Genomic DNA, 20,232 nt, shown 5'->3' with positions numbered 1-20,232 from the left:
TGAACGCGAGGCCCTCTAACGGGCAATCACGATATCGGCCTGCAATCCGCCAAGGCGGTCGCTTTGCCCAAGGCGAAGCATGCCGCCATGGGCACGCGCCACGTCAAGCACGATCGACAGGCCAAGCCCCACCCCGGTGCCCCGGTTCTGGTTGCGCGCGGGTTCCAGCCGGGTGAACGGCTTGACCGCCTCATCGCGGCTCTCGGCGGCAATCCCCGGCCCGTCATCCTCGACCCGGATGCGCAGCGATTTATCAGTCAGCACAACAGAGACCTCGGCGCGACTGCCATAGCGGACGGCATTGTTGATCAGGTTCTCGACCGCGCGCCTGATACTGCCGATGCGCAGGCTGATCTCGCCCTCGCCGCTGGTTTCGGTGAGGGCTACGTTGACCTGGCTGCGCTGCGCGTCCTCGACGATCTTGCGCATCAGGGCGATCGGGTCGACCGGCTCTGCCTCGCCCTCCTGCGCGCCGCGTGCAAAGGCAAGAAACCCGTCCAGAAGCCGCTGCATATCCTCGACATCGCGCAGCATAGGCTCGGCCTCATCCTCCTCCAGCATCGCCAGCCCAAGCCGCAACCGTGTCAGCGGCGTGCGCAAATCGTGGCTGACCCCCGAGAGCATCAGCGTGCGCTGTTCGATCTGGCGCTCAATCCGGGCGCGCATATCCAGAAACGCGCCCCCCGCCGCGCGCACCTCTGCCGCGCCGGTCGGGCGATAGGGCACATGCCGCCCGCGCCCAAAGGCCTCTGCGGCGCGCGCCAGCCGGGTGATCGGGCGCAGTTGTTTGCGAAGATAAATATACGAGATAACCGTCATCAGAACCCCGAAGAACACCATGTTTACCAAGAGTTGATGCGGTTGGCGCGCCGAGACCCGGCGCCGGTCAAACGCCAGCTTTATGCCCTGCCCGTCGCGCAGAAAATACAAATGCACCTGGCTGTCATCCGTCAGTTCGAGCACCTGCAAGTCGGGGAACTTCTTTTTGAACTCCCGGATCACAACAACGCCCGAAAAATCGAACCACTGACGAAAATCAGTTTCCGGGATGTCCTCTTTGCTCATCACGCTTAGATCAATCTCAAGCGTTCTGGCAATCGGCTGATCGATCAACGCCTCGGGCGGGCGCGTGCCATCCCCCAGCACCGCAACAATTTCACGGCTGACCGTCTCGGTCATCTGTTGCGTCACACCCTCAAAATGGCGTTGAATGAAGACGATCGAGACAACGAGCAACAGCGTGATCACCGGCAAGAGCAGGATCAGCGTTGCCCGCCAATACAGGCTGCGGGGCACATAGGGTTTAAGCCAGCGTAACGACATCGCCCAAGCCTAGCCCCCGGCGCACAGAGAAGGAAGAGCCATGCACCTCCCCCAAGGCGAAAGGCCGCATTTTGGTCATGCCGAGACCATCGGCCCGGATCTGCGCCGCATTCTGGCGCCGAACCCCTCGCCGATGACGTTCTGGGGCACGAACACCTATCTTCTGGGCGCGCGCGATCTGGCGGTGATTGATCCCGGCCCGGACGATCCCGCGCATCTTGCCGCGATCCTTGGGGCGCTGGAACCGGGCCAGCGGATCAGCCATATCTTCGTGACTCATTCGCATCTCGATCATTCGCCCCTTGCCGCGCGCCTTGCAGTTGAGACCGGCGCGCCAGTGCTGGCCTACGGCGATGCGCGCGCGGGCCGCAGCCCGGTCATGACCGGGCTTGCCGAAAGTGGCGAGATCGGCGGTGGCGAAGGCGTCGATCACGGGTTCGCCCCCGACATTGCCCTTGTTGACGGCCAGGAGGTGACCGGCGACGGCTGGCAGATCAGGGCCCATTGGACGCCGGGGCATTTTGGCAATCACCTGTGCTTTGAAAGCGGTGACAGCGTCTTTAGCGGCGATCTGGTGATGGGCTGGGCAAGCTCGCTCGTCTCTCCCCCTGACGGCGATCTCACGCATTTCATGGCCTCCTGCGCGCGGCTTCGCGATCTTGATGCGCGCCGCCACCTGCCCGGCCACGGCGCCCCGGTTGACGCCCCCGCTGCGCGGCTTGGCTGGCTGATCGGCCACCGCCTTGGGCGCGAAGCCGCGATTCTCGAAGCGCTTGCCGCCGGTCCGCGCACAGCCACGCAAATCGCCCATGATATCTACACCGAGACAACGGCCAAGCTCATGCCCGCCGCCGCCCGCAACGTTCTGGCCCATCTGATTGATCTTATGCAAAAATCCAAGGTTTTCCCGCAGGGCCCCCTGCACGCCAACAGCCAATTCGCGCGCCCGGCAAAGAATGATGCGCCTGAGTGAAATTTTTGTCACAATCCCTCTGGACCTCGCGAAACCTGATTGCTATACGGCCAGCGTGTTCCGGCGTAGCTCAGCGGTAGAGCAGTTGACTGTTAATCAATTGGTCGTAGGTTCGATCCCTACCGCCGGAGCCAATTAACTACTTGATAGTTAAGAAAAATGGGCGAACCTTCGGGTTCGCCTTTTTTGGTTTTTGCAACAGTTTTGCAACGCGTGACGCTTTCGGTCGTTCGCGTCGCGTTGTAGGAGACAGGCGACATTCGGTATCGCACTACCCTGACCCGCCGCCCAAGCTGGCTTGTGGCTGAGAGGCATATCGAAGTCTCCGACATGCACTCCCGCGATGATCAGAGAAGTCGCCACAACAGCTTCGTCCTTCTGCGCTGTTGGGTTGTATGTCCAGTTCACCAGTGAAAAAACTTGATTTCGGAAATAAGTCGTTTGGTCGATGACTGTCCCATTGATCTTGTATTTTGCTTGGGTGAGCCGAAGCACACCCGGCGCGTGTCCAGGGTTCAGTTGAAGATCTGATCGAGGCAATCTCGGCTTCGACCACACAAGTTGTCCATAGATCGGCGGGGAGATGGGCGCGCCGCTGGCAGGTGCAGTCGCGGTCAACTTTGGTTTCTTTTTCTTTGTTTTGTTAGGTGAACCCTTAAACGGAAGGTTTATTCGAGGTTTGCTCGTTGTGTTGCCTTGCTTACCAGAACCAAACGCAGTTTGCGTCTTGGGGTTGCGCTCGTCCTCAAGAATTCCTTGCTTCATCAAATCGACAATTTGACGCCCATTCAAAATTCGGAAGCAATGCTGAGGGTGATTATTTATTAGGTCATCAAACCCGTCCAAAATTGCATCGACAAATGCCTTGTCGGAAGCATCCGCAAGGTCCAATTCTATGTCAGAGCCAGCCTCGATATTGTTGAACAAACCAGCGTGAGTATACATCCTGACCAACCCGACGATGCCTGACTTGTGCAAAGTTGGAATGACCACGCGGACACCGGAGGCACGAGCCGCCGAGTTGCACGATATCTGGGCGATAATGTCACTTGCACGCTCCATAATTGGCCTTTCGTATTCATCTCGTACCTCTCCGGTATTGGTGGATGCGGCCCGTGTCAAACAGATCGCCTTCCTGCCATTCGCCGATCATGTTTCGAAAGTTCGCTGTCGGTAGATGGACAAGACTTTGCCCGCCCGCTTCCTGTGCATTGTTGACGTTCAGACCTTCGTCCGAACGGCGGGGGCGCATCAGAGGCAGGCTGCGGAACTTGCGTTAAGTGCAGAACACTAGCTTTGTGCAACCTTGCGGGTCACCTGCCTCACATGAGCATGATGCTCTGTCCACTCTCGAAGCCTGAGCTCCACCCCGTCCGGAGTGACCAGCCGTCCATCAAATGTGTTGTCAATCAGCTGACGACGCTCGGCCACTGTCCCAGCTGCATACAAGGCCGATAGCCGTGACATCTTTTTGATGTACGCATCCCGAGCAGACCTCACAGCTTTTGGATCTGGCAGCGCATCTAACTCTTCACGCAGCCGTCCCAGTACGAACTCAGCATCACGCTTCTTCTGGCTATAGGTTGACCGGTCCAATGCACCTTCGATCAGCAGATCCGCCGCTCGTGCCAATTTGGTTTCTTCGGCTTCTATTCTCGCGGCAAGCGAACGGCGCTTCCTTGTCAGATCATCCTGCAGCCGCCCCGACTTCCAGCGCCGCTTTTGTTCTGCTACCGCTGATTTGTTCAACTGCACCCTGGCTAGCCGCACGGTAATCGCAGATTCCAAACGATCTTCGCGGATCGTTTTCATGCAGCAACTTGGCGTTTTGCATCGATAGTAGACGTGGACGATCTTTTGCCGCTCGGGGACCATTGGTCCATTGCAGAACCCGCACCGAAAGAGACCTCGGAATGGATGGTTGTGCCGGGTTACCTTTGGCCCGCACCGACGAGATTTGATTTTCTGAGTCTGCTGAAACGCAGCCTTGGTCACGAGAGCTTTATGAACGCCCTCATAGGTTTCACCAGTCCGCGTGATCGTGATCAAGCCATGATAAAAGGTGTTGCTGAGGATTTTTTCGATGCCATGCAGGCTCACCGGTTTTCCGGTATGGCCGCTCAGCCCGCGTCGCTGCATCTCTGCATGCAAACTGCGCAATGAGTGCTGACCAGTTAGGTAGAGCTGATAGGTTTGCTTGATCAGTGGCGCCTTCACTGGACAGGGCGCTTTTGGCTCGCCACGCCCCATATCGAGATAGCCCAAGGGCGCCCTGAACGGATACAAACCTTGTTTGAGACGGCCATTCAGCCCCTTTTTGGTTTCTTCGCGCTGATTGCGGATGAAGTCAGCGGCAATCACCGCCAAGAAGTCAGCTGTCATTCGGCCACCGCGCGTGTTGAAGTCCAGCGTCTCTGTGGCAATGTGGACGTCAATGCCCTCGTCTGGCAATTCAGATACTAATGCCCAGTCTTTAAGATTGCGCGCCGACCGATCAATCTTGTGCACGACGAAACCCTGCGCGTGACCTTTGCGCAGTCGTGAAATCATTTTGTTGAAAATTGGTCGCCCCGACTTGGCGGCCGTTTCGAGTTCTTCAAACCACTCAATAATCTGCAGGTTGCGTATAGCTGCACAGGCTAAGATCGCATCCTTTTGCTCCTGAAGTGAGACTCCCTCCCCCTGGCGAACGGTACTCACTCGGATGTAGCCAAAGCAGGGTTTCATGGTGGAAGGGTTATGTTTTGGACTCTAGCACAAGAGTCAGATTCAGACGAATCTTTCGGAGGTTCAAACGGCCATTTTCCCTCTGCCAATAGCCGCAGATATGTCTGTTCGCAGAGATCAAAATGAGCTTGTAGGCGTTCTTCGTTTGTCATTGACCAATAATAACGCCTGAAGATCTGAGGACTAGGACCGCTGATGTGCCCCGCGTGGCGGATGCAGGTCAGCTGAGAATGGCACGTATTTCCGCCCCTGCACCATCAATTGCACAAACGCTCGATGGTTGGGTTGCATGATCAATTGCTCGAGCGACACCCCTAAAAGTTGTCTGGCGATCATCGGCGCATCTAAAGCACCAAGGCGCAGCGCTAGAATGGTGCCCACGTTTCCGAATATCGCCTCCAGAACGGCCTTGTCGGTCTGTGTGGTGTATTGCTGCGCCAAGACAACACCCAATCCGTATTTACGACATTCCGACAAAGCATCTGCAAACACCGCCGTGCTGAAATGATGAAATTCGTCACAGTAGAGAATGAAGGGTCTGCGTTCCTTGGCGGCCAGATCCGCCCGCGAGAACGCCGCGTTGACGATGCTCGCCAGAAGGACGCCACCGAGTACATTGGCCGTGTCCGCCCCAAGCTGTCCCTTGCTCAGATCGATCACGATACTTTTGCCTTCATCCATCAACCTGCGAAAGCGCAACGGCTTTTCAGGGACGCAGAGGGCTGCTCGATGCGCTCGACAACCGCCGCGCGCCTTTCCATAAGTTTCACGGCCTCACCCTCTGTGACGCCATCGGCCTTTGCCGCGATTGAAGCGATCCCACCGCGCGCATCACCGAAGGCGCGGCATGACTGGCCGAGATACGCGACGCCCGAGACATCGGACGTTTTGATCTTTTCGCAGACGGCAGGCGGGACGAAAGGCCTGAGTTTCATCATCGCGGCCTCCGCCGCCCACTCGTTGTGGGCAATCTCGTCGTCGATGATAGGCAACGCCGCTGCCGCGTTCGCAATGATCGCATCCGCTGCCTGCTTCTTGAGCCGCGCACCTGCAAGTTGGTCCCGTTTCCGGTCGAGTGAGTTCACAGTCGCCTTGTCGAAGTATTCTTCTGCGCAAACGTTGCTGCACAAGGCGCGTCGCCCGTCACCACCTGAATAAGCGCCTCAGAGACGCAGGCGCGGCCTAGCGCCATGTATCCGTCCGGCGCGAGTGCAGTCGCCCGAGAGCGCCTCAAGCCGCTGTGGCGTTTGAGGGAGAAACACGCGAAAATCCATCTAGGCTCGCGGTGACAATGTATTGGGCCGCTCATAGAAGCCGGATATACGTCTGCAATCGTGATCCTGAACCAGACCGACCAAAATCGTTACAATAAGGCGGGGTCCATATACATCCACACATGCGTCATCGTTGTACATTTCTGGCTCAACCGACTGCTTTGAGCGCGCGCAACGGGGCTGGAGGTCGTGACCGCTTGCCGGGCGCGCAGCTACCGGCCTGCGATCGGGTCAGTTGCGAACCTCCGGATGCCGGTCGCCGCAGCCAGACACTTCAACAACGAAGCCTGAGACAGGTGATCAAAGACTTATTATGTTGAATATTGGTCTGGTCGCGGTTTGGCTCCGACCTCTTTCAAAAGCCAATTGGCAGGCATGGGCCACTTATAGGTCACGTCTTGCCGCCGTCACCAATCTGGATTGGCGCGTCGCGGCTTACCATGCGAATGACAAGCGGCACGTGATCCGACACATCGCGGGTGAAATCCGCCACCGTCTTGTCAAGCCGCACAATGGCCGCGTCATCACCGCTGATGGGTGACATGCGCACGTCATTGCTGACCACGATGTGATCAATCAACGACCGATACCGCGCGCCTACATAAGACAGCGCGTTGTCGGCGGCATCATCTGTGGTCAGCGTGAACAGGTCAGGCGCATCGGTCAGCGGGCTGAGCACATCATTGTTCAGCGTCTCGTTAAGATCACCGCCAAGCACCACAGGCAGCTTCTCGGTCTCGCGGATATCGGCAATCACCTCGGTCAGGATTTCTGCCGCAAGACGGCGGCGGGCCTTGCTTTGCGGGTCACCAAAGGCCTTGAGATGCAGCAGGACCATGATGAATTCCACCGGCTCGCCGCTCTTGGTGTTGGGCGCGACCTTGACGTTGGCGATCAGCGGGCGGCGCGGAAAGGCGGTGCGCCCGGTCCCGGTTGTCGCGGCCCAGGCCGATTTGTGACGGTTCATGATCTTGGCGGAAATGTTCACCTCGGTGGTCTTGCTGTCATAGAGAACGGCAAGATCCTGACGCCCCCTGACGTTGAGGTATTTGTAATCATAGCTCTGTCCAAGCGCCTGAAGCGAGGCAACCAGCCGGTCCATCGCGTCCTTTTGCACCTCGACAAGGCCCATGGCGTCAAGCGACAGGTGACCCAGCACACCGGCAACCGCATTCACCCGCATGTCGGAAATGGCATCGTTGAAGTGTTCGATGTTCCAGAACCCGATATCGGCGAATTCAAGCGAGCCCCTGTATTCGGGCACTTCGACTTCCTGCGTACTGGCTCCGGTGATGCCCGCGATATCGAAGAATCCCAAATGCGGAGAGCTATCGGGGATGGTCGAGAGCAGCTGCACCAACCCCGGTGAGCCGGCTGCCTCGCTGTGCTGGCGAGCCACAAGATGCGACACGATTGCCGCGATCCGCACGCCCTCGTTGGTGGTCACGCCGTTCTCGATCCAGCCGGCGTGGTGCAGGGCGACCAGATCCCAGGCGTTGTTGAACACCGGGCTGCCGGATGACCCCGGCTCGGTATCGGTTTCATACCAGACGACCTTGTCCTTGACCCGCAACACGTCATTGTTGTGAAGCGCCACCTCTTTCGGGCGGCCGCGCGGGTGCTGGATTATATTGACCTTTTCACCGCGCGTCACCGTCGACGGGTTGCGCAGCAGCGGGATCGGATCGAATTCGTCCAGCGCGGGATCGTCACAGCCGACGATGGTGAAATCCAGCTCTTTGGAGGTCACGAAAAACCGGTCCGGATCAAGATTGACCATCAGGCTGGCGCCGCCTTCTTCAAAGCGGAATTCGGCGATCGCTTCGCGGGCCTCTTCCTTGTCGGCGATGACGTGGTTGTTGGTCATGATGAACTTGCTGGTGCCGATCAGAAACCCTGTGCCCGACCCGCCCGGCAGGTTGACGCGACAGACCGAGGCCGCCGTATCCGCCCCGCGATAAAGGAAGCTGGCCGGAAGGAAATCGGCCCCGCCCGAGATTTTCTCGAAGTGCTGCGAGATGTCCTGTTCGATTTCCCTGCGGCGGCCCTCGTCTTCTGTCGGCGGCAGCGGCGTTTCCAGCAATTCGCGCCCGCGATAGTCGACCAATTCGCGAAAGGCCTGCGGCTCAAGGTCCTGCGCGTCGATCATCGCCTCTTTGCCGGGCGACAGCGGCGCGGTGGTCTCAAACTCGGTGACTGAGCCGAACATCGAGGCAATCACCGAGCGGAATTTATCGGCGGCGTCGGCATAGCCCTTGTTGTTGGGGTGCAACTCGTCATGCCAGTTGTCGCCCACCGCATTCAAACAGCTGACACGCACGACCGAGCCCGGAAACTCTGCCGCCAGCGTCACGAGGGCCGCGTTGAAGCGGTTGATCATCTCGGCCACGATCTGCGCCTGAAGCGCCTTGTCCTTGATGCCAAGGCTGGCCATCGGCTTGCCCAGCCAGCGGGCGTTGTCGGGTCGGGCGTAATCATAGCCGTGGCAGAGAATTTTCAACCCCGGAAATTCTGCCAGCAGCGCGGTAAAGATCGAGCGATAGACGCCGATGATGTCCTTCAGGCGCTTGCCGAAGGTGGCATTGGGATAGTCCTTGGCTGGTCTGCCGGCCTTGAACGGATGAACAGCGGTCTTCAGCATGCCATCGCCCAAAAGGTCATTCCCGCCGCCGCTGATCAGGAAAGCATGCGGCTTTTGCTGGCGCACCGCCTGCAATATCTCGTCCTGATCCAGCATGTCCTGTACCAGATCACCAGCCGCCCCAAGGCTGTAGATCGCGTAATCGTCGAACAGCTGGTCGATCACATCGCGCAGCAGGAAGGGATACTGAAACCAGCTATCGCCTTCGGACACGATGCGAAGCCCGCTCCAGCCGCTCTCGATTTTCCGCTGATACCGTTTCTGACGCCGCCGTTTGGACATGGCGTTGAAAAACCGCATGGCGACATCGGCCTCAACACCCTCGTCATCCACAAGTTCCGGGTTGATCCGGACCTGCGGGGCGAAGGCATCAGAAACCTCTGAGGCTTCCAGAAGGTAGGCGGCAATTTCTTCATCCGGGGTGTCGATATCGCGCATTTTGGCTTTAAGCTCGGACAGTGTGATTTGCTGTGTCATAAGGCACCTCTGGGTCTATGGGTGAGGCCCGAAAAACCGGGCAAAAAACCGGCGCAAAAAACCCTTAATACTTGTATCCCCAAAACATGACGTGGGGCTAAACCGATCATGCCACTTAAAAGAGCGATTTCGCGACGCGATACGTCAACCAGAGGCTGATCGGCCATTTTTTGCCGGTTCAGCAAAGCTTAGGTCGAAAATCGCGGCCTGACCTGATATTTATCAATATCTGCAAACGCAACAGCAATACCCTTTTAAGTGCATTCACCGCGCGTCTGAGAGGAGTGTTTCAGTTGCCTGAGCCGGTATTAGTGACAGTGATTTTAAAGCCAGTACCGGACCCGTCCGGCACAGTAACCATGGCTCATGCTTTTGCGATGCTGAACGACTGGGCAGCCACACAGGATGTGACTGTGCAGCCCCCTGTAAATACCGACGCTGAAACCCTGCGGTTTGCGGTTGTTCTGACCTCTGATGAGGCTCAGGCAGACGCGCTGATTGCGGATCTTCTGGGCAAGGCGTTCGTTGACACCAGTTACAGAAAGCCAGCCGACGCCCTTCCCTAGGTCATTTTCAACCAAGGAGGAGGTCAAGACATGACTGACGACACATTGAACACCGCGCCGGCATCCCCGCGCGAAACCATCGTAGTGATGCAGCCCGACGCGGGCCTGCGGTCTTCTGCCGGGCGATTTGAAACCACCACGGCAGAGCCGGTCACGGACCTTGAAAAGGTCCTGAAGAAATACAAGGCCAGCATGTTGCCCATGTTCGGCAGCACCGAAGAACGCGTCGAACTTGAAATGATGGAGGAATCCGCCGAAAGCGATGCCCCGATGCCAGAGCTGAACCGGTTCTACAGGCTCGACGTCGAAGACGCCAAAGCCGAAGAAGCCGCCGAGGCCCTGGCCAAGCTGAGCCAGGTCGAGGCCGCCTATGTCAAACCCGGCGCAGAGCCCCCGGTGATGTTGGATGACGGCCCGGCACCGGGTCTGGACGAGCCCCCCGTGACACCGAATTACGTGTCGCGTCAGGGTTACCTCGATCCCTCGCCCACAGGCGTCGATGCAAGATGGGCCTGGGCGCGTGGCGGCGGGCGTGGCCAGAACGTGCGCATCATCGACATCGAAGGCGCCTGGCGCTTCACCCACGAGGACCTGCGCCAGATGCAGGGCGGCGTGGTCGGCGGCACCCAGTCCACCAATATCGGCTGGCGCAACCACGGCACGGCGGTGCTTGGCGAATTTTCCGGCGATCACAACAGCTTTGGCATCTCGGGCATCTGTGATCAGGCCACGGCATCGGCGGTGTCGATCTTTGGCGGCATGGGCTCGGCGGGCGCGATCCGCCATGCCACATCGCGGCTGCGGCGCGGCGATGTGATGCTGCTGGAACTGCACCGTCCGGGGCCGCGTCACAACTTTCAGTCACGCGGCGACCAGAAAGGCTATATCGCGATTGAGTGGTGGGAGGACGATTTCGCCGCCATCCTCGCCGCCACCCGGCGCGGGATCATCGTGGTCGAGGCCGCCGGCAACGGCGCCGAGAACCTTGATGACAACATCTATCAGGCGCGCCCCGCCGGATTTCCCGGCAGCTGGACCAATCCGTTCCGCCGCTCGAACCGCGATTCCGGGGCGATTGTCGTCGGGGCCGGCGCGCCGCCTCCCGGCACCCATGGGCGCAACCACGGGCCAGACCGCTCGCGGCTGGATTTCTCGAACTACGGCGCGCTGATTGATGCCCAGGGCTGGGGTCGCGAGGTCACGACCTGCGGTTACGGGGGGCTTCAGGGCGGGAGCGAAGACGTCTGGTACACCGATACCTTCTCGGGAACATCCTCTGCCTCGCCCATCGTGGTGGGCGCCATCGGCTCGTTGCAGGGCATGGCCCGCGCCCGTGGCACGGCGGTTCTCAGCCCGGCCAAGGTGCGCCAGTGCCTGCGCACCACAGGGGCCGCGCAAACCGACGGACCGGGGCGCCCGCGCACACAACGCATCGGCAACCGGCCCGATCTCAAGGCGCTGCATCGCTGTGCGTTTGGTCCGGTCATCAAGGCCAAGGAAATCACCAAGGAAACGGTGAAAGAGATCGAAAAGGTTAAAGAGCGCAAGGAGTTCATCAAGGAGCTGAAGGAAAAGGATCGCAAAGAGGTCAAGGAGAAGGAATTCAAGGAGGGCAAGGACAACAAGGAGATCAAGGAATTCAAGGAGAAGGACAAGGATCGCTTTGAAAAGGCCCTTGAAAAGCGCTTTGACAAGCAGATCGAGAAGCAGGCCGAAAAACAACGTGAAGGTGGCCTGACACCGGGCGGTGGTGACATCGAGACCCGCATGGCCTCGCTTGAGGCGATGGTCAGTGACCTGACCCATTTCATCACCTCGGAACTGCGCCCCGATCTGGCGCAGGGCGCGCAGGATTACGCGGGCGAGTACGATGACCCCGAACTCGCGGCGCAACTGGCCAAGGATGAAAAGGACAGCAAGGACACCGAAACCTTCTGATCCCGGCCCGGCCCCGCCGCATTCGCGGCGGGGCCACCACTTTCGATGAAAGCCATTGATATGATTGTATTTCTATGCTCTCCCGACGACATATCGGCGCGTTGGTTTGTCGCGAGTTTGCGGCATGATCACGGTATTGCCGCACAGATCATCACCCCGCAGGAATTGGTCTATGCCCCTGATATGGAGCATCGGCTGGACGGCACCGACACCTTTAGCAGCGTAACGCTGAAATCCCATGGCACGCTCGACAGCAGCTCGATCACCGGCGTGGTCAACCGGCTGGAGTTTCTGCCCGACGCGCATCTGGCACGGGTCAGCGCAACGGACCGCGCCTATAGTCAGCAGGAATTGCTGGCGATCTGGTCAAGCTGGATAAGTGCACTGCCCTGCCCCGTCATCAACCGGCCAACGGCGATCTCCGTGACCGGGCCGCTGTTTCATCCCGCCATATGGCAGCACCACGCCGCCGCCGCAGGCCTGCCGACGGCGCCGATGCTCTATGACGTTGACCTGCCTGATCCGGTGCCGCCCGTCCCGGTGCACTCGGTGATCGTCTGCAGGGACCAATGCCACAGCACATCCGTGCACCCCGATCTGTTCGGGGCCAGCTGCGATCTGGCGCGCTATGTCGGATTCGACATGCTCGAGGTTATGTTCGGCCAGGGACCGGGGGGCGCGGTGTTTTCGCATGCCGCGCCAGTCCCCGACCTGAGCCGCGCACAACCCGGCCTTTTGGCACAGGTGGCGCACATCTTTCAGGAGGGCGCGCCATGATCGTGCTGGCCGGATTGCCCGATGAGCCGCCCCTTGCCCGCGTCGCGACCGCGCTTGACGATCTGGGCATTGCCTTTCGCATGATTGACCAACGCCGCCACGCCGATCTGCATCTGGCCTTTGATCCGGCGGGCGCACAGGGCGTCTTGCAGGGCAAATTGCGCTGTGCGGGGCAAGACGATATCGCCCTTGAAGACGTCACCGGCCTTTATCAGCGGCTGCATTCCGACGAGAGTTTTCCCGAGCTGTGCAAGCTGGCGCCTGACGATCCGGCGCGGCAACGGTTTTCGCGTTTCGTGACGCTTTTCACGGTGTTTTCCGACCTCTGCACCGGCAGGGTTCTGAACCGGACACCGGGGATGGGCACCAATAATTCCAAGCCGTTTCAGGCACAGATCATTGCCCGCGCCGGTTTTGACATTCCGCGCACCCTGATCACCAATGCCCCGGATCGCGCCCGCGAATTTGTAGAGGATGCCGCGGCGCAGGGCCGTGAGGTGATCTTTAAATCCGCCAGTGCCGTGCGCTCGATCGTGCGCAGCGTAACGGCCGATGATCTGGCCCGGCTTGACCGTTTGCGCATCTGCCCGGTGCAGTTTCAAGAGCGTGTCGAGGGCCGCGATGTGCGGGTGCATGTGGTGGGGAGCGAGGTCTTTGCCACGCGCATCACCACGACGGGTGTCGATTACCGCTATGCCAGCCGCGACGAGGGCGGCTCTACCGAGCTTGAGCCATTCGACCTTCCGCCCGAGGTGGCGAAGCGGGCCGTTGCCCTGTCGCAGATGCTTGAATTGCCGCTGGCCGGTATTGATCTGCGCGAAACGCCCACGGGGGAGTGGGTGTGTTTCGAGGTCAACCCAAGCCCGGCCTATTCCTATTACGAGGCCAACACCGGCCAGCCGATTTCAACCGCGATTGCGCGCTATCTGGCAGGCTGATCGACCGAACGCACACGAAAAACGGCCCCCGTTCCGCTTGGGAACAGGGGCCGTTCGCATCGCGCACCGCCTTAGCGAGAGACGCAGAACGAGCGCCACATCGTCGTGTGTCGACTGACAGGGCCAAAGTAATTGGCGGCGGGGGCAAAGTTAAGCTGGATCGCCCGGTCCCAGGCCCGGAAATGCACCGTGAAACCGCACACATCCGGCAATTCGGTCGGAACGCTTTGCGCCGCAGCAACGCTTGCATAGGCCGCCGTCAGATCGAACCCGGTTTTGAGCGGCACAAGGATTGAATTCGGGGGCTGTGTGCCGGTGCCGTCAAGATCGGCCCGCCCGTCATCAAACTCGGGTTGATCCGCCGCAGTGGTGATCATATGGGCGCCAACCACAAATCCCCCCGACCAGCGCAGGTCATATTTCCAGAAATGATCGTCATTGATCCGGCCCTTCATATCCAGAACCACGGGCTTGCCATCGCCCTCGACCTTGCATTGATCGCCAAGCGGCGAGGTCGCAGACGCGCGGTAGATGTCAAACCACATGTCCCCGGTACCCGAAGAGGTTTGCAACAGGTTGTCCGGCAGGCTGATCCGGTCGTTGTCGATCTGAACGCGCACCGCGCCACTGACGTAAGTGGGGGTCGTGGCGCCGATTTCACGCATCACCAGGCGAACCCGCACCAGGGCATTGCTCGCCCCGGTGGTCGAGTCCCAGACCGCAAGGCTCGGCGGGTCACCGCAGCCGTCAAACCGGCGGTAATCCGTCACCGCGAACCAGCCGAGCGGATCGCTGTCATAGACATCGTTGCGCGAGATCGGACAGGGCGAGGCGGGCGTCGGGCGCACCATCCGGCGCCAGTTGTCGCTTGCGGGATGCACGACACCGGGATCGGCAAAGGCCGGAAATCCCGCGCCCTGATCGATCTCTACCCGGTACTCGTACTTGGCAAGCTCCGGGCAATTCACCACTTCGGGCATCGAGCCCTGAATGCGGATATCATTGGCGAAGGGTCGCTGCGTGACGCCCGAAAAGTCGGCAAGGCCGGTTGTCAGGTCGATCACCCCGACCTCGACGTTGCTGATAAAGGTGATCGACGGGGGCGCGCATTGCACCACGTCGCCCACGGTGTCATGCAGGGCATCAAGGCCAAGATCGCGGGTTGCCGGTTCCAGCGTTTTCAGCAGGTCCCCCGCCTTGAGCCAGATCGACGGCCCCGGCTGAAGCACATCGCCGTCAGTGAAGGGCGTCGGCCCAAAGCCAACGATCTCGGTCGACATCAATTCGACCGGAACATTTTCAATCGGGTCGAGCGCCGGGGTAAAGGCATCAAGCCCGTAATCCGCACCACGCACCGGAATACCCGCAGGCAGGGCCGGCAAGAGCGAGGCGTTCGAGCGCACAATCACACCGTCGCGCGCCGACAAAAGATCCCCATCCAGAAACATCGGCTTGCCGATTTCCGGCGGCGTGCCTTCGGTTGAAAACCAGATGTCGATATCCAGTTCCTTCAAAATCCCGGCAAGTTGATCGGGATTATCCCGAAGTCTGCCCGTGCGGGCCAGTTCTGCAAAACGGCGCAACCGATCTTCCTTGCCGATGAGCGTGACCGCATCAAGGCCAAGATCAAGCGAGCGCGGCAGCTTGAAGCGCGCCAGAAGCGCCGCGTTGGGAATGATCCCGCCATTGGTGAACAACAGATCGCCCGCCGTGAACTGATCACCGTTGGGGCTGTCGAGTTCGGTGGAAAAGGCAATCAACTCGCGTTTCTCATCGACCGAAGCAACCGCATCAAGGCCAAGGTCGACCCGCGAGATATCGAACCGGCGGATCAGATCGGCATTGCGCCGACAAATCCGCGCGCCCGATGAAACATGCCAGGCCAGAAGGTCGCCGTCCGATATGATGGGATTGCCATCTGCGGGTTTGGGGCCTCTGGTCAGAAAATCCTCGGACGTGGAAAACAACAGGCCACTGCACGGATCGTCCTGCGCCAGGGCGCTCTCGGGCAAACCGGCGGCAGCCAGGAAAAGCCCTCCGAAGGCTGCGGCCAACACCGGCCTTAATCGGCAACTGTACTGTGAGATGTATTGAACAATCATCGACATTCCGAGTTCCTCCAATAAATTTCCTCTGAGGCCGCCAAGGGTATGTGGAAATTTCAGGCCTGAATTGATCGCAATCAATGCATGGTTGAATATCCTGACATACGACTTTCGTTTACCGGCAGTCGGCAAAACTTTGCCTAATTGGTGTTTTGCTCTCCCGGGGGCCTTCAAAGAGCGCCGTCCTGTTCACCAATCGCCAGGTTCTGTCGTTTGATGCAAATCAACTTGGGGATGTCCGAAATGCGCCACCATCGGTTGAACGCCGTGATCTCGAAAACGGGGAAGGCGGCCAGCCCGGACACTTGAACAACGGATCGCAAGGAGGGTGATCATGCCATCTCTGTTTTGGAAGTAGGTGCCGCTCAAGCCGACTTTCTATAGTGGGTTGAACAAGTTGTTTGGGCTGCGGTTTCTGAGCTGGCACCCGCAAGCCCCGCTCCCGGTGGCGCGGCGCAACCCAAGTGCGGTTGTGGTCAATGACAAGATTTATGTCTTTGGCGGCGACGAGTTTGAGAAATATGTCGATGGCTATCTGATTACGATCCCCGGCGAAGACGTTCTTGAATACGACATGGCCACCGGGGCATGGACAACGACAGGCACCATGCCCACGCCCCGGTCGCATTGTGCGGCCTTTCGGTATGGGGCCACCAAGATATGTGTCGTCGGCGGGTTCTCGAAACAGCCCTATTCCTGAGGAAAGAGCAACGCGATCCAGATTTTTGACGTCACCACAAAAACCTGTTCCCCGGGCGGCACGATCCAGATGCCGACCACCCTTTATGCGGCGGTCCTGATCGAGGATCGATATATCTACACCTTTGGTGGTCTTGGCGGCGAAACCAGCGGATTCAATCACTCGAATTACGTCTATCGTCAGGATATTGTGGACAACCTGTCGTCCTGGCCCGGAACCTACGCCCCCCTGCCCGACCTTCCCGGCGCGCGCATGGATCACGCGGCGGTCTTTATGTCGGACAACAGGATTTTCGTCATTGGCGGTCAGCAAAAGGAAGGCTGCTTTGCCGATGCCGTGTTTCTGGACTCGGTCGTTGCAACCTCGGAGCCGGTGACCGATTGAGAGGCCGCCAAAATCGAAATCCGGCCTGATTGATCAACATCAAAGGTCCGGGGCGCGATCCATGCCACAAACAAGGCCTCGTGGAAGGGCGCAAGCCCCTCGGATCGCACCCCATTTTGGCGAGGGGCAACAAACGCCTGAGATCAGAGGCCCTCATCATGGCAAAAAAGAAATCCAAGGCAGAATCGCTCCCGACAGGGCTGGCGCCCGAGGTGCTGCGCGTGGAATGCGACCCGGCGGACCTTGGGTTTGAAACCACCGCCGACCTTCGCTCGGCCCACACCATGATCGGGCAGGACCGCGCCATCGACGCCATCAATCTCGCGGCCAGCATCGCCCACAAGGATTTCAATATTTACGTTCTGGGCCGCATGGGCATGGGACGTCATGAAACCGTGTCAAAGCTGATTTCCGAACAGGCCGCTGACCGCCCTGCCCCCTCGGATTGGGTGTACGTCAACAATTTCGACGCGCCGCACAAACCGAACGCCATGCAGCTTGCCGCGGGCTCTGCGTCTCTTTTGAAATCCGCCATGCAGGATCTGGTCGATGATCTGGCCAACGAGATTCCGGCGCTGTTTGAGTCCGAGGAATATCAGACGCAACGCCGCGCCATCGAGGAGGAATTCGGTCAAAGACACGAAGAGCCGATCGCCGAATTTGCCGAGCGTGCCGCGAAAGAGGGTGTTGCGCTCTTGCGCACGCCGATGGGGTTCATGCTGGCCGCAATCATTGATGGCAAACCGATCAAGCCCGAGGTTTACGAGGCGCTTGCCCCCGAGGAACGCAAAGAAATCGACGCCAAGGTGGAACGGCTGCAAGATCGGCTCGCCAAGGTGCTTCGCCATGGGCCGCAACTTGAAAAGGAATACCGCCAGCGGATCGAAGAGTTGCACGCCGGGCTGGCCGAGCGGGTCGTGTCGCTTCGGGTCAAGGAGGTCGCGGACCAGTTCAGGAAAATTGCCGAGGTCGGCATTTACCTGGAGAAAGTCCGCAAGGACATGATCTCGAACGCCGAGTTGTTTCTTGTCTCAAAGGAAGAGGAGAACAACGGCCCCTTCCCCGAAGTGATCCGGAAGTTCCACCTTGAGCCACAGTTCGACAGATACGCCGTGAACATCATGGTGTCGCACGAGGCATCCAAGGACGTCGCCGCGCCGGTTGTCAGCGAAGACTTGCCAACCCTGCATCACCTGACCGGCCGGATCGAGCATATTTCGGAAATGGGCACGCTGGTGACCAATTTCACCCTGATCAAGCCCGGCGCGCTTCACCGGGCGAATGGCGGCTTTCTCGTGCTTGACGCCCTGCGCCTCTTGTCCGAGCCCTATGCCTGGGAGGCGCTCAAGCGCAGCCTGCAAAGCCAGTCGATTTCCATCACCTCGCTCGGTGACCGGCTTGGCCTTGTGTCGACGGTCTCGCTTGAGCCGGATCCGATCCCGCTCAACCTGCGCGTGGTTCTGATCGGCGACCGGCGCCTGCACATGCTGCTTTGCCTGCTCGATCCGGAATTCAATGAGCTGTTCAAGCTACAGGCCGATTTTGAGGATGACCTTCCCAGAACGGCCAAGAATACCCGCCTTATGGCGCGGGTCGTCGCGGGCTATGCCCAGCAGGAAAACCTGCGCCCGATGAGCGCGGCGGCGGCTGCGGCGCTACTGGATCAGGCGGTGCGGCTGGCCGATGACAGCAAGAAATTCACGTTGCAACTCGGCGCGCTGAAGGACGTGATGCGCGAGGCGGATCACTATGCCGGGCAAGCGGGCAAGGACCTGATCACCGACGCCGATATCGCACAGGCCATCACGCAGGCCGACAGACGCGCCTCGCGCATTCAGGAACGCCTGCAAGAGGCGGTCGCGCGCAAGACCATTCTGATCGACACCGTTGGATCGGTGGTCGGGCAGGTCAACGGCCTCTCGGTGATCGGCACCGGCCAGCATTACTTTGGCCGCCCGTCGCGTATCACCGCGCGTGTCAGGATGGGGGCCGGCAAGGTGATCGACATCGAGCGCGAGGTCGAACTTGGTGGCCCGCTGCACTCGAAGGGTGTGCTGATCCTTGGCGGTTTTCTGGCCTCTCGCTATGCGCGCGACGTGCCGATGTCCTTGCATGCCAGTCTGGTGTTTGAACAAAGCTATGGCGGCGTCGACGGCGACAGCGCCTCTTCTGCCGAGCTTTATGCGCTTCTCTCTGCCCTGTCCGGCGTGCCGATCCGGCAAGGATTGGCGGTCACCGGGTCGGTCAACCAGAACGGCGAGGTGCAGGCCATCGGCGGGGTCAATGAAAAGATCGAAGGCTTTTTTGACACCTGCAAGGCGCGGCGCCTGACCGGCAAGCAGGGCGTTCTGATCCCGGCCGCGAATGTCGATCACCTTATGCTGCGCCACGATATCGTCGAGGCGGCAAGGGCCGGTAAATTCAGGGTCATTGCAATCAAGACCATCGACGAGGGCATCGAGGCCCTGACCGGGCGCGTGGCCGGAAAACGCAAACGCAGCGGCGCCTTTCCCGAGGGCAGCATAAATGCGCTCGTGGAGGCACAGCTAAGAGCATTCGCCGAAAACCGCCGACACTTTGCCAGGAACGTCCTGGCCCCGCCAAAGCCGGAGGACATGACGTGACCGCCCCGCCGCGTGCCGAAACCCGCATCCTGATCGGTGCCGGGTCTTTTGCCGATGCATCCACCGCCCTCAAGATCCTCGGCCGATTGGCCGGGGGGGTGAATGTCGCCTTCGGCGGGCTGTTGATCGAAGACCGGGACATGCTGAATATCTGTCAGATTCCAAATCAGCGGGTTGTCTCGGCCAGCGGCACGCTTGTCTTCGCCCCAAGCCCGGCACAGCTTCGTACCGTCCTTGAAGCCGATGCAAAGGCCTTTCAGCGCTCCCTGGCAGAGGTTGCCGGGCTTGCCGGTGCCGCCTGGAGCTTTGAGCACTCTATCGGCGAGCTTGTGCAGCAATCCCTGACGGCCTCTGCCGGGTGGGACATCGTCGTGGTCGGGCACCGAAGCGTGCATCCGATGCGGGGCAAGATCATTTCGCTCAGGGCCACGCCCGTGGCGGATGACGCGCTTGAGGCGTTTTCCGATCGGTTGGCCAAGGCCCTGGGGGCCGACCATCTGGTGTTCTCGGTCGGTGAGCAATCCGATGGCCCGCCCCGGTCACATGTTTTTGCCGACCTCGACGGCGCACTGGCGGCCCTGGCGCGCATGAATGTGCAGGCGGTCCTGCTTGACCTCGCGCACGGGCCGGTCCGCACCCCGGATCAGCTGCGCCAGGTGCTCGAGGTCGCGCGCTGTCCTCTGTTTGTGTTCGGGGCGGCGGGTTCGGGCGATCAACTTGAGCACAGCACTCAAATCCCGCCCAGCCGGGACCGCCCCTAGACCCGCCGCAAGGCACAAACCCGC

17 protein-coding genes and 1 tRNA gene are annotated in these 20,232 nt (G+C 59.8%); 11 read left to right on the top strand and 7 right to left on the bottom strand.

The window, feature by feature from the left end; translation table 11 throughout:
• Positions 1-15: 15 nt before the first annotated feature.
• A complete protein-coding gene (locus BUB78_RS12435; protein ID WP_073198415.1) occupies positions 16-1,323 on the bottom strand; it encodes an ATP-binding protein in 1,308 nt (435 codons plus the stop codon).
• A 40-nt stretch (positions 1,324-1,363) separates the two neighbouring features.
• On the opposite strand from BUB78_RS12435, the gene BUB78_RS12430 reads away from it, so the two are divergent.
• Together BUB78_RS12430 and BUB78_RS12425 are read left to right on the top strand one after the other, a co-directional pair.
• Positions 1,364-2,296, top strand: a complete 933-nt coding sequence (locus BUB78_RS12430; protein ID WP_073198414.1) for an MBL fold metallo-hydrolase — start codon at positions 1,364-1,366, stop codon at positions 2,294-2,296.
• Between the two features lie 59 nt (positions 2,297-2,355).
• A tRNA-Asn gene (locus BUB78_RS12425) sits at positions 2,356-2,430 on the top strand.
• Positions 2,431-2,446: 16 nt separating this feature from the next.
• Here the strand turns inward: BUB78_RS12425 and BUB78_RS12420 are convergent.
• On the bottom strand, positions 2,447-3,241 hold the full coding sequence (locus BUB78_RS12420; RefSeq protein WP_139279340.1) for a hypothetical protein: 795 nt from the start codon (positions 3,239-3,241) through the stop codon (positions 2,447-2,449).
• A gap of 16 nt (positions 3,242-3,257) precedes the next feature.
• Here BUB78_RS12420 and BUB78_RS21565 point away from each other — a divergent pair, with 16 nt between their 5' ends.
• Positions 3,258-3,473, top strand: a complete 216-nt coding sequence (locus BUB78_RS21565) for a GIY-YIG nuclease family protein (protein ID WP_139279339.1) — start codon at positions 3,258-3,260, stop codon at positions 3,471-3,473.
• 113 nt (positions 3,474-3,586) lie between these two features.
• Here the strand turns inward: BUB78_RS21565 and BUB78_RS12415 are convergent, their stop codons facing one another.
• The 4 genes from BUB78_RS12415 to BUB78_RS12400 form a co-directional block, all read right to left on the bottom strand.
• Entirely contained in the window at positions 3,587-5,023 is a 1,437-nt protein-coding gene (locus tag BUB78_RS12415; protein WP_073198412.1) for a recombinase family protein, read from the bottom strand.
• 183 nt (positions 5,024-5,206) lie between these two features.
• Positions 5,207-5,704, bottom strand: coding sequence for a type IV secretory system conjugative DNA transfer family protein (locus tag BUB78_RS12410; protein ID WP_073198411.1), 498 nt, complete (start codon positions 5,702-5,704; stop codon positions 5,207-5,209).
• Positions 5,704-6,108, bottom strand: a complete 405-nt coding sequence (locus BUB78_RS12405) for a hypothetical protein (protein ID WP_220084007.1) — start codon at positions 6,106-6,108, stop codon at positions 5,704-5,706. Before BUB78_RS12405 ends, BUB78_RS12410 begins: the two co-directional genes overlap by 1 nt.
• 580 nt (positions 6,109-6,688) lie before the next feature.
• Positions 6,689-9,415: a trypsin-like peptidase domain-containing protein gene (locus BUB78_RS12400; RefSeq protein ID WP_073198409.1), complete on the bottom strand. Its 2,727-nt coding sequence runs from the start codon at positions 9,413-9,415 to the stop codon at positions 6,689-6,691.
• A gap of 293 nt (positions 9,416-9,708) precedes the next feature.
• On the opposite strand from BUB78_RS12400, the gene BUB78_RS12395 reads away from it, so the two are divergent.
• The 4 genes from BUB78_RS12395 to BUB78_RS12380 are packed head-to-tail and all read left to right on the top strand — an operon-like array spanning position 9,709 to position 13,634.
• Entirely contained in the window at positions 9,709-9,981 is a 273-nt protein-coding gene (locus BUB78_RS12395; RefSeq protein ID WP_139279337.1) for a hypothetical protein, read from the top strand.
• Positions 9,982-10,011: 30 nt separating this feature from the next.
• A complete protein-coding gene (locus tag BUB78_RS12390; protein ID WP_073198407.1) occupies positions 10,012-11,919 on the top strand; it encodes a S8 family serine peptidase in 1,908 nt (635 codons plus the stop codon).
• Positions 11,920-11,979: 60 nt separating this feature from the next.
• Positions 11,980-12,696 carry a hypothetical protein gene (locus BUB78_RS12385; protein WP_139279336.1) on the top strand — a complete coding sequence of 239 codons (717 nt, stop codon included), beginning with the start codon at positions 11,980-11,982 and terminating at the stop codon, positions 12,694-12,696.
• Complete coding sequence (locus tag BUB78_RS12380; RefSeq protein ID WP_073198405.1) at positions 12,693-13,634, top strand: ATP-grasp domain-containing protein; 942 nt, start codon at positions 12,693-12,695, stop codon at positions 13,632-13,634. The genes BUB78_RS12385 and BUB78_RS12380 overlap by 4 nt, the downstream gene beginning before the upstream one ends.
• 71 nt (positions 13,635-13,705) lie before the next feature.
• Here BUB78_RS12380 and BUB78_RS12375 read toward each other — a convergent pair whose 3' ends face one another.
• Positions 13,706-15,691: a hypothetical protein gene (locus tag BUB78_RS12375; RefSeq protein ID WP_073198404.1), complete on the bottom strand. Its 1,986-nt coding sequence runs from the start codon at positions 15,689-15,691 to the stop codon at positions 13,706-13,708.
• 445 nt (positions 15,692-16,136) lie between these two features.
• Between BUB78_RS12375 and BUB78_RS12370 the strand changes: the two genes are divergently transcribed.
• The 4 genes from BUB78_RS12370 (at position 16,137) to BUB78_RS12355 (ending at position 20,208) form a co-directional block, all read left to right on the top strand.
• On the top strand, positions 16,137-16,439 hold the full coding sequence (locus BUB78_RS12370) for a Kelch repeat-containing protein (RefSeq protein WP_170865070.1): 303 nt from the start codon (positions 16,137-16,139) through the stop codon (positions 16,437-16,439).
• 69 nt (positions 16,440-16,508) lie between these two features.
• Positions 16,509-16,823, top strand: coding sequence for a Kelch repeat-containing protein (locus BUB78_RS12365; protein WP_073198402.1), 315 nt, complete (start codon positions 16,509-16,511; stop codon positions 16,821-16,823).
• A 158-nt stretch (positions 16,824-16,981) separates the two neighbouring features.
• Positions 16,982-19,447 carry a Lon protease family protein gene (locus tag BUB78_RS12360; protein ID WP_073198452.1) on the top strand — a complete coding sequence of 822 codons (2,466 nt, stop codon included), beginning with the start codon at positions 16,982-16,984 and terminating at the stop codon, positions 19,445-19,447.
• A complete protein-coding gene (locus BUB78_RS12355) occupies positions 19,444-20,208 on the top strand; it encodes a hypothetical protein (RefSeq protein ID WP_073198401.1) in 765 nt (254 codons plus the stop codon). The genes BUB78_RS12360 and BUB78_RS12355 overlap by 4 nt, the downstream gene beginning before the upstream one ends.
• Positions 20,209-20,232 lie beyond the last annotated feature (24 nt).

Origin of the sequence: Roseovarius marisflavi, from assembly GCF_900142625.1 — a bacterium.
GTDB classification, from domain to species: domain Bacteria; phylum Pseudomonadota; class Alphaproteobacteria; order Rhodobacterales; family Rhodobacteraceae; genus Roseovarius; species Roseovarius marisflavi.
This window is presented reverse-complemented; position numbering and strand designations above follow the sequence as displayed.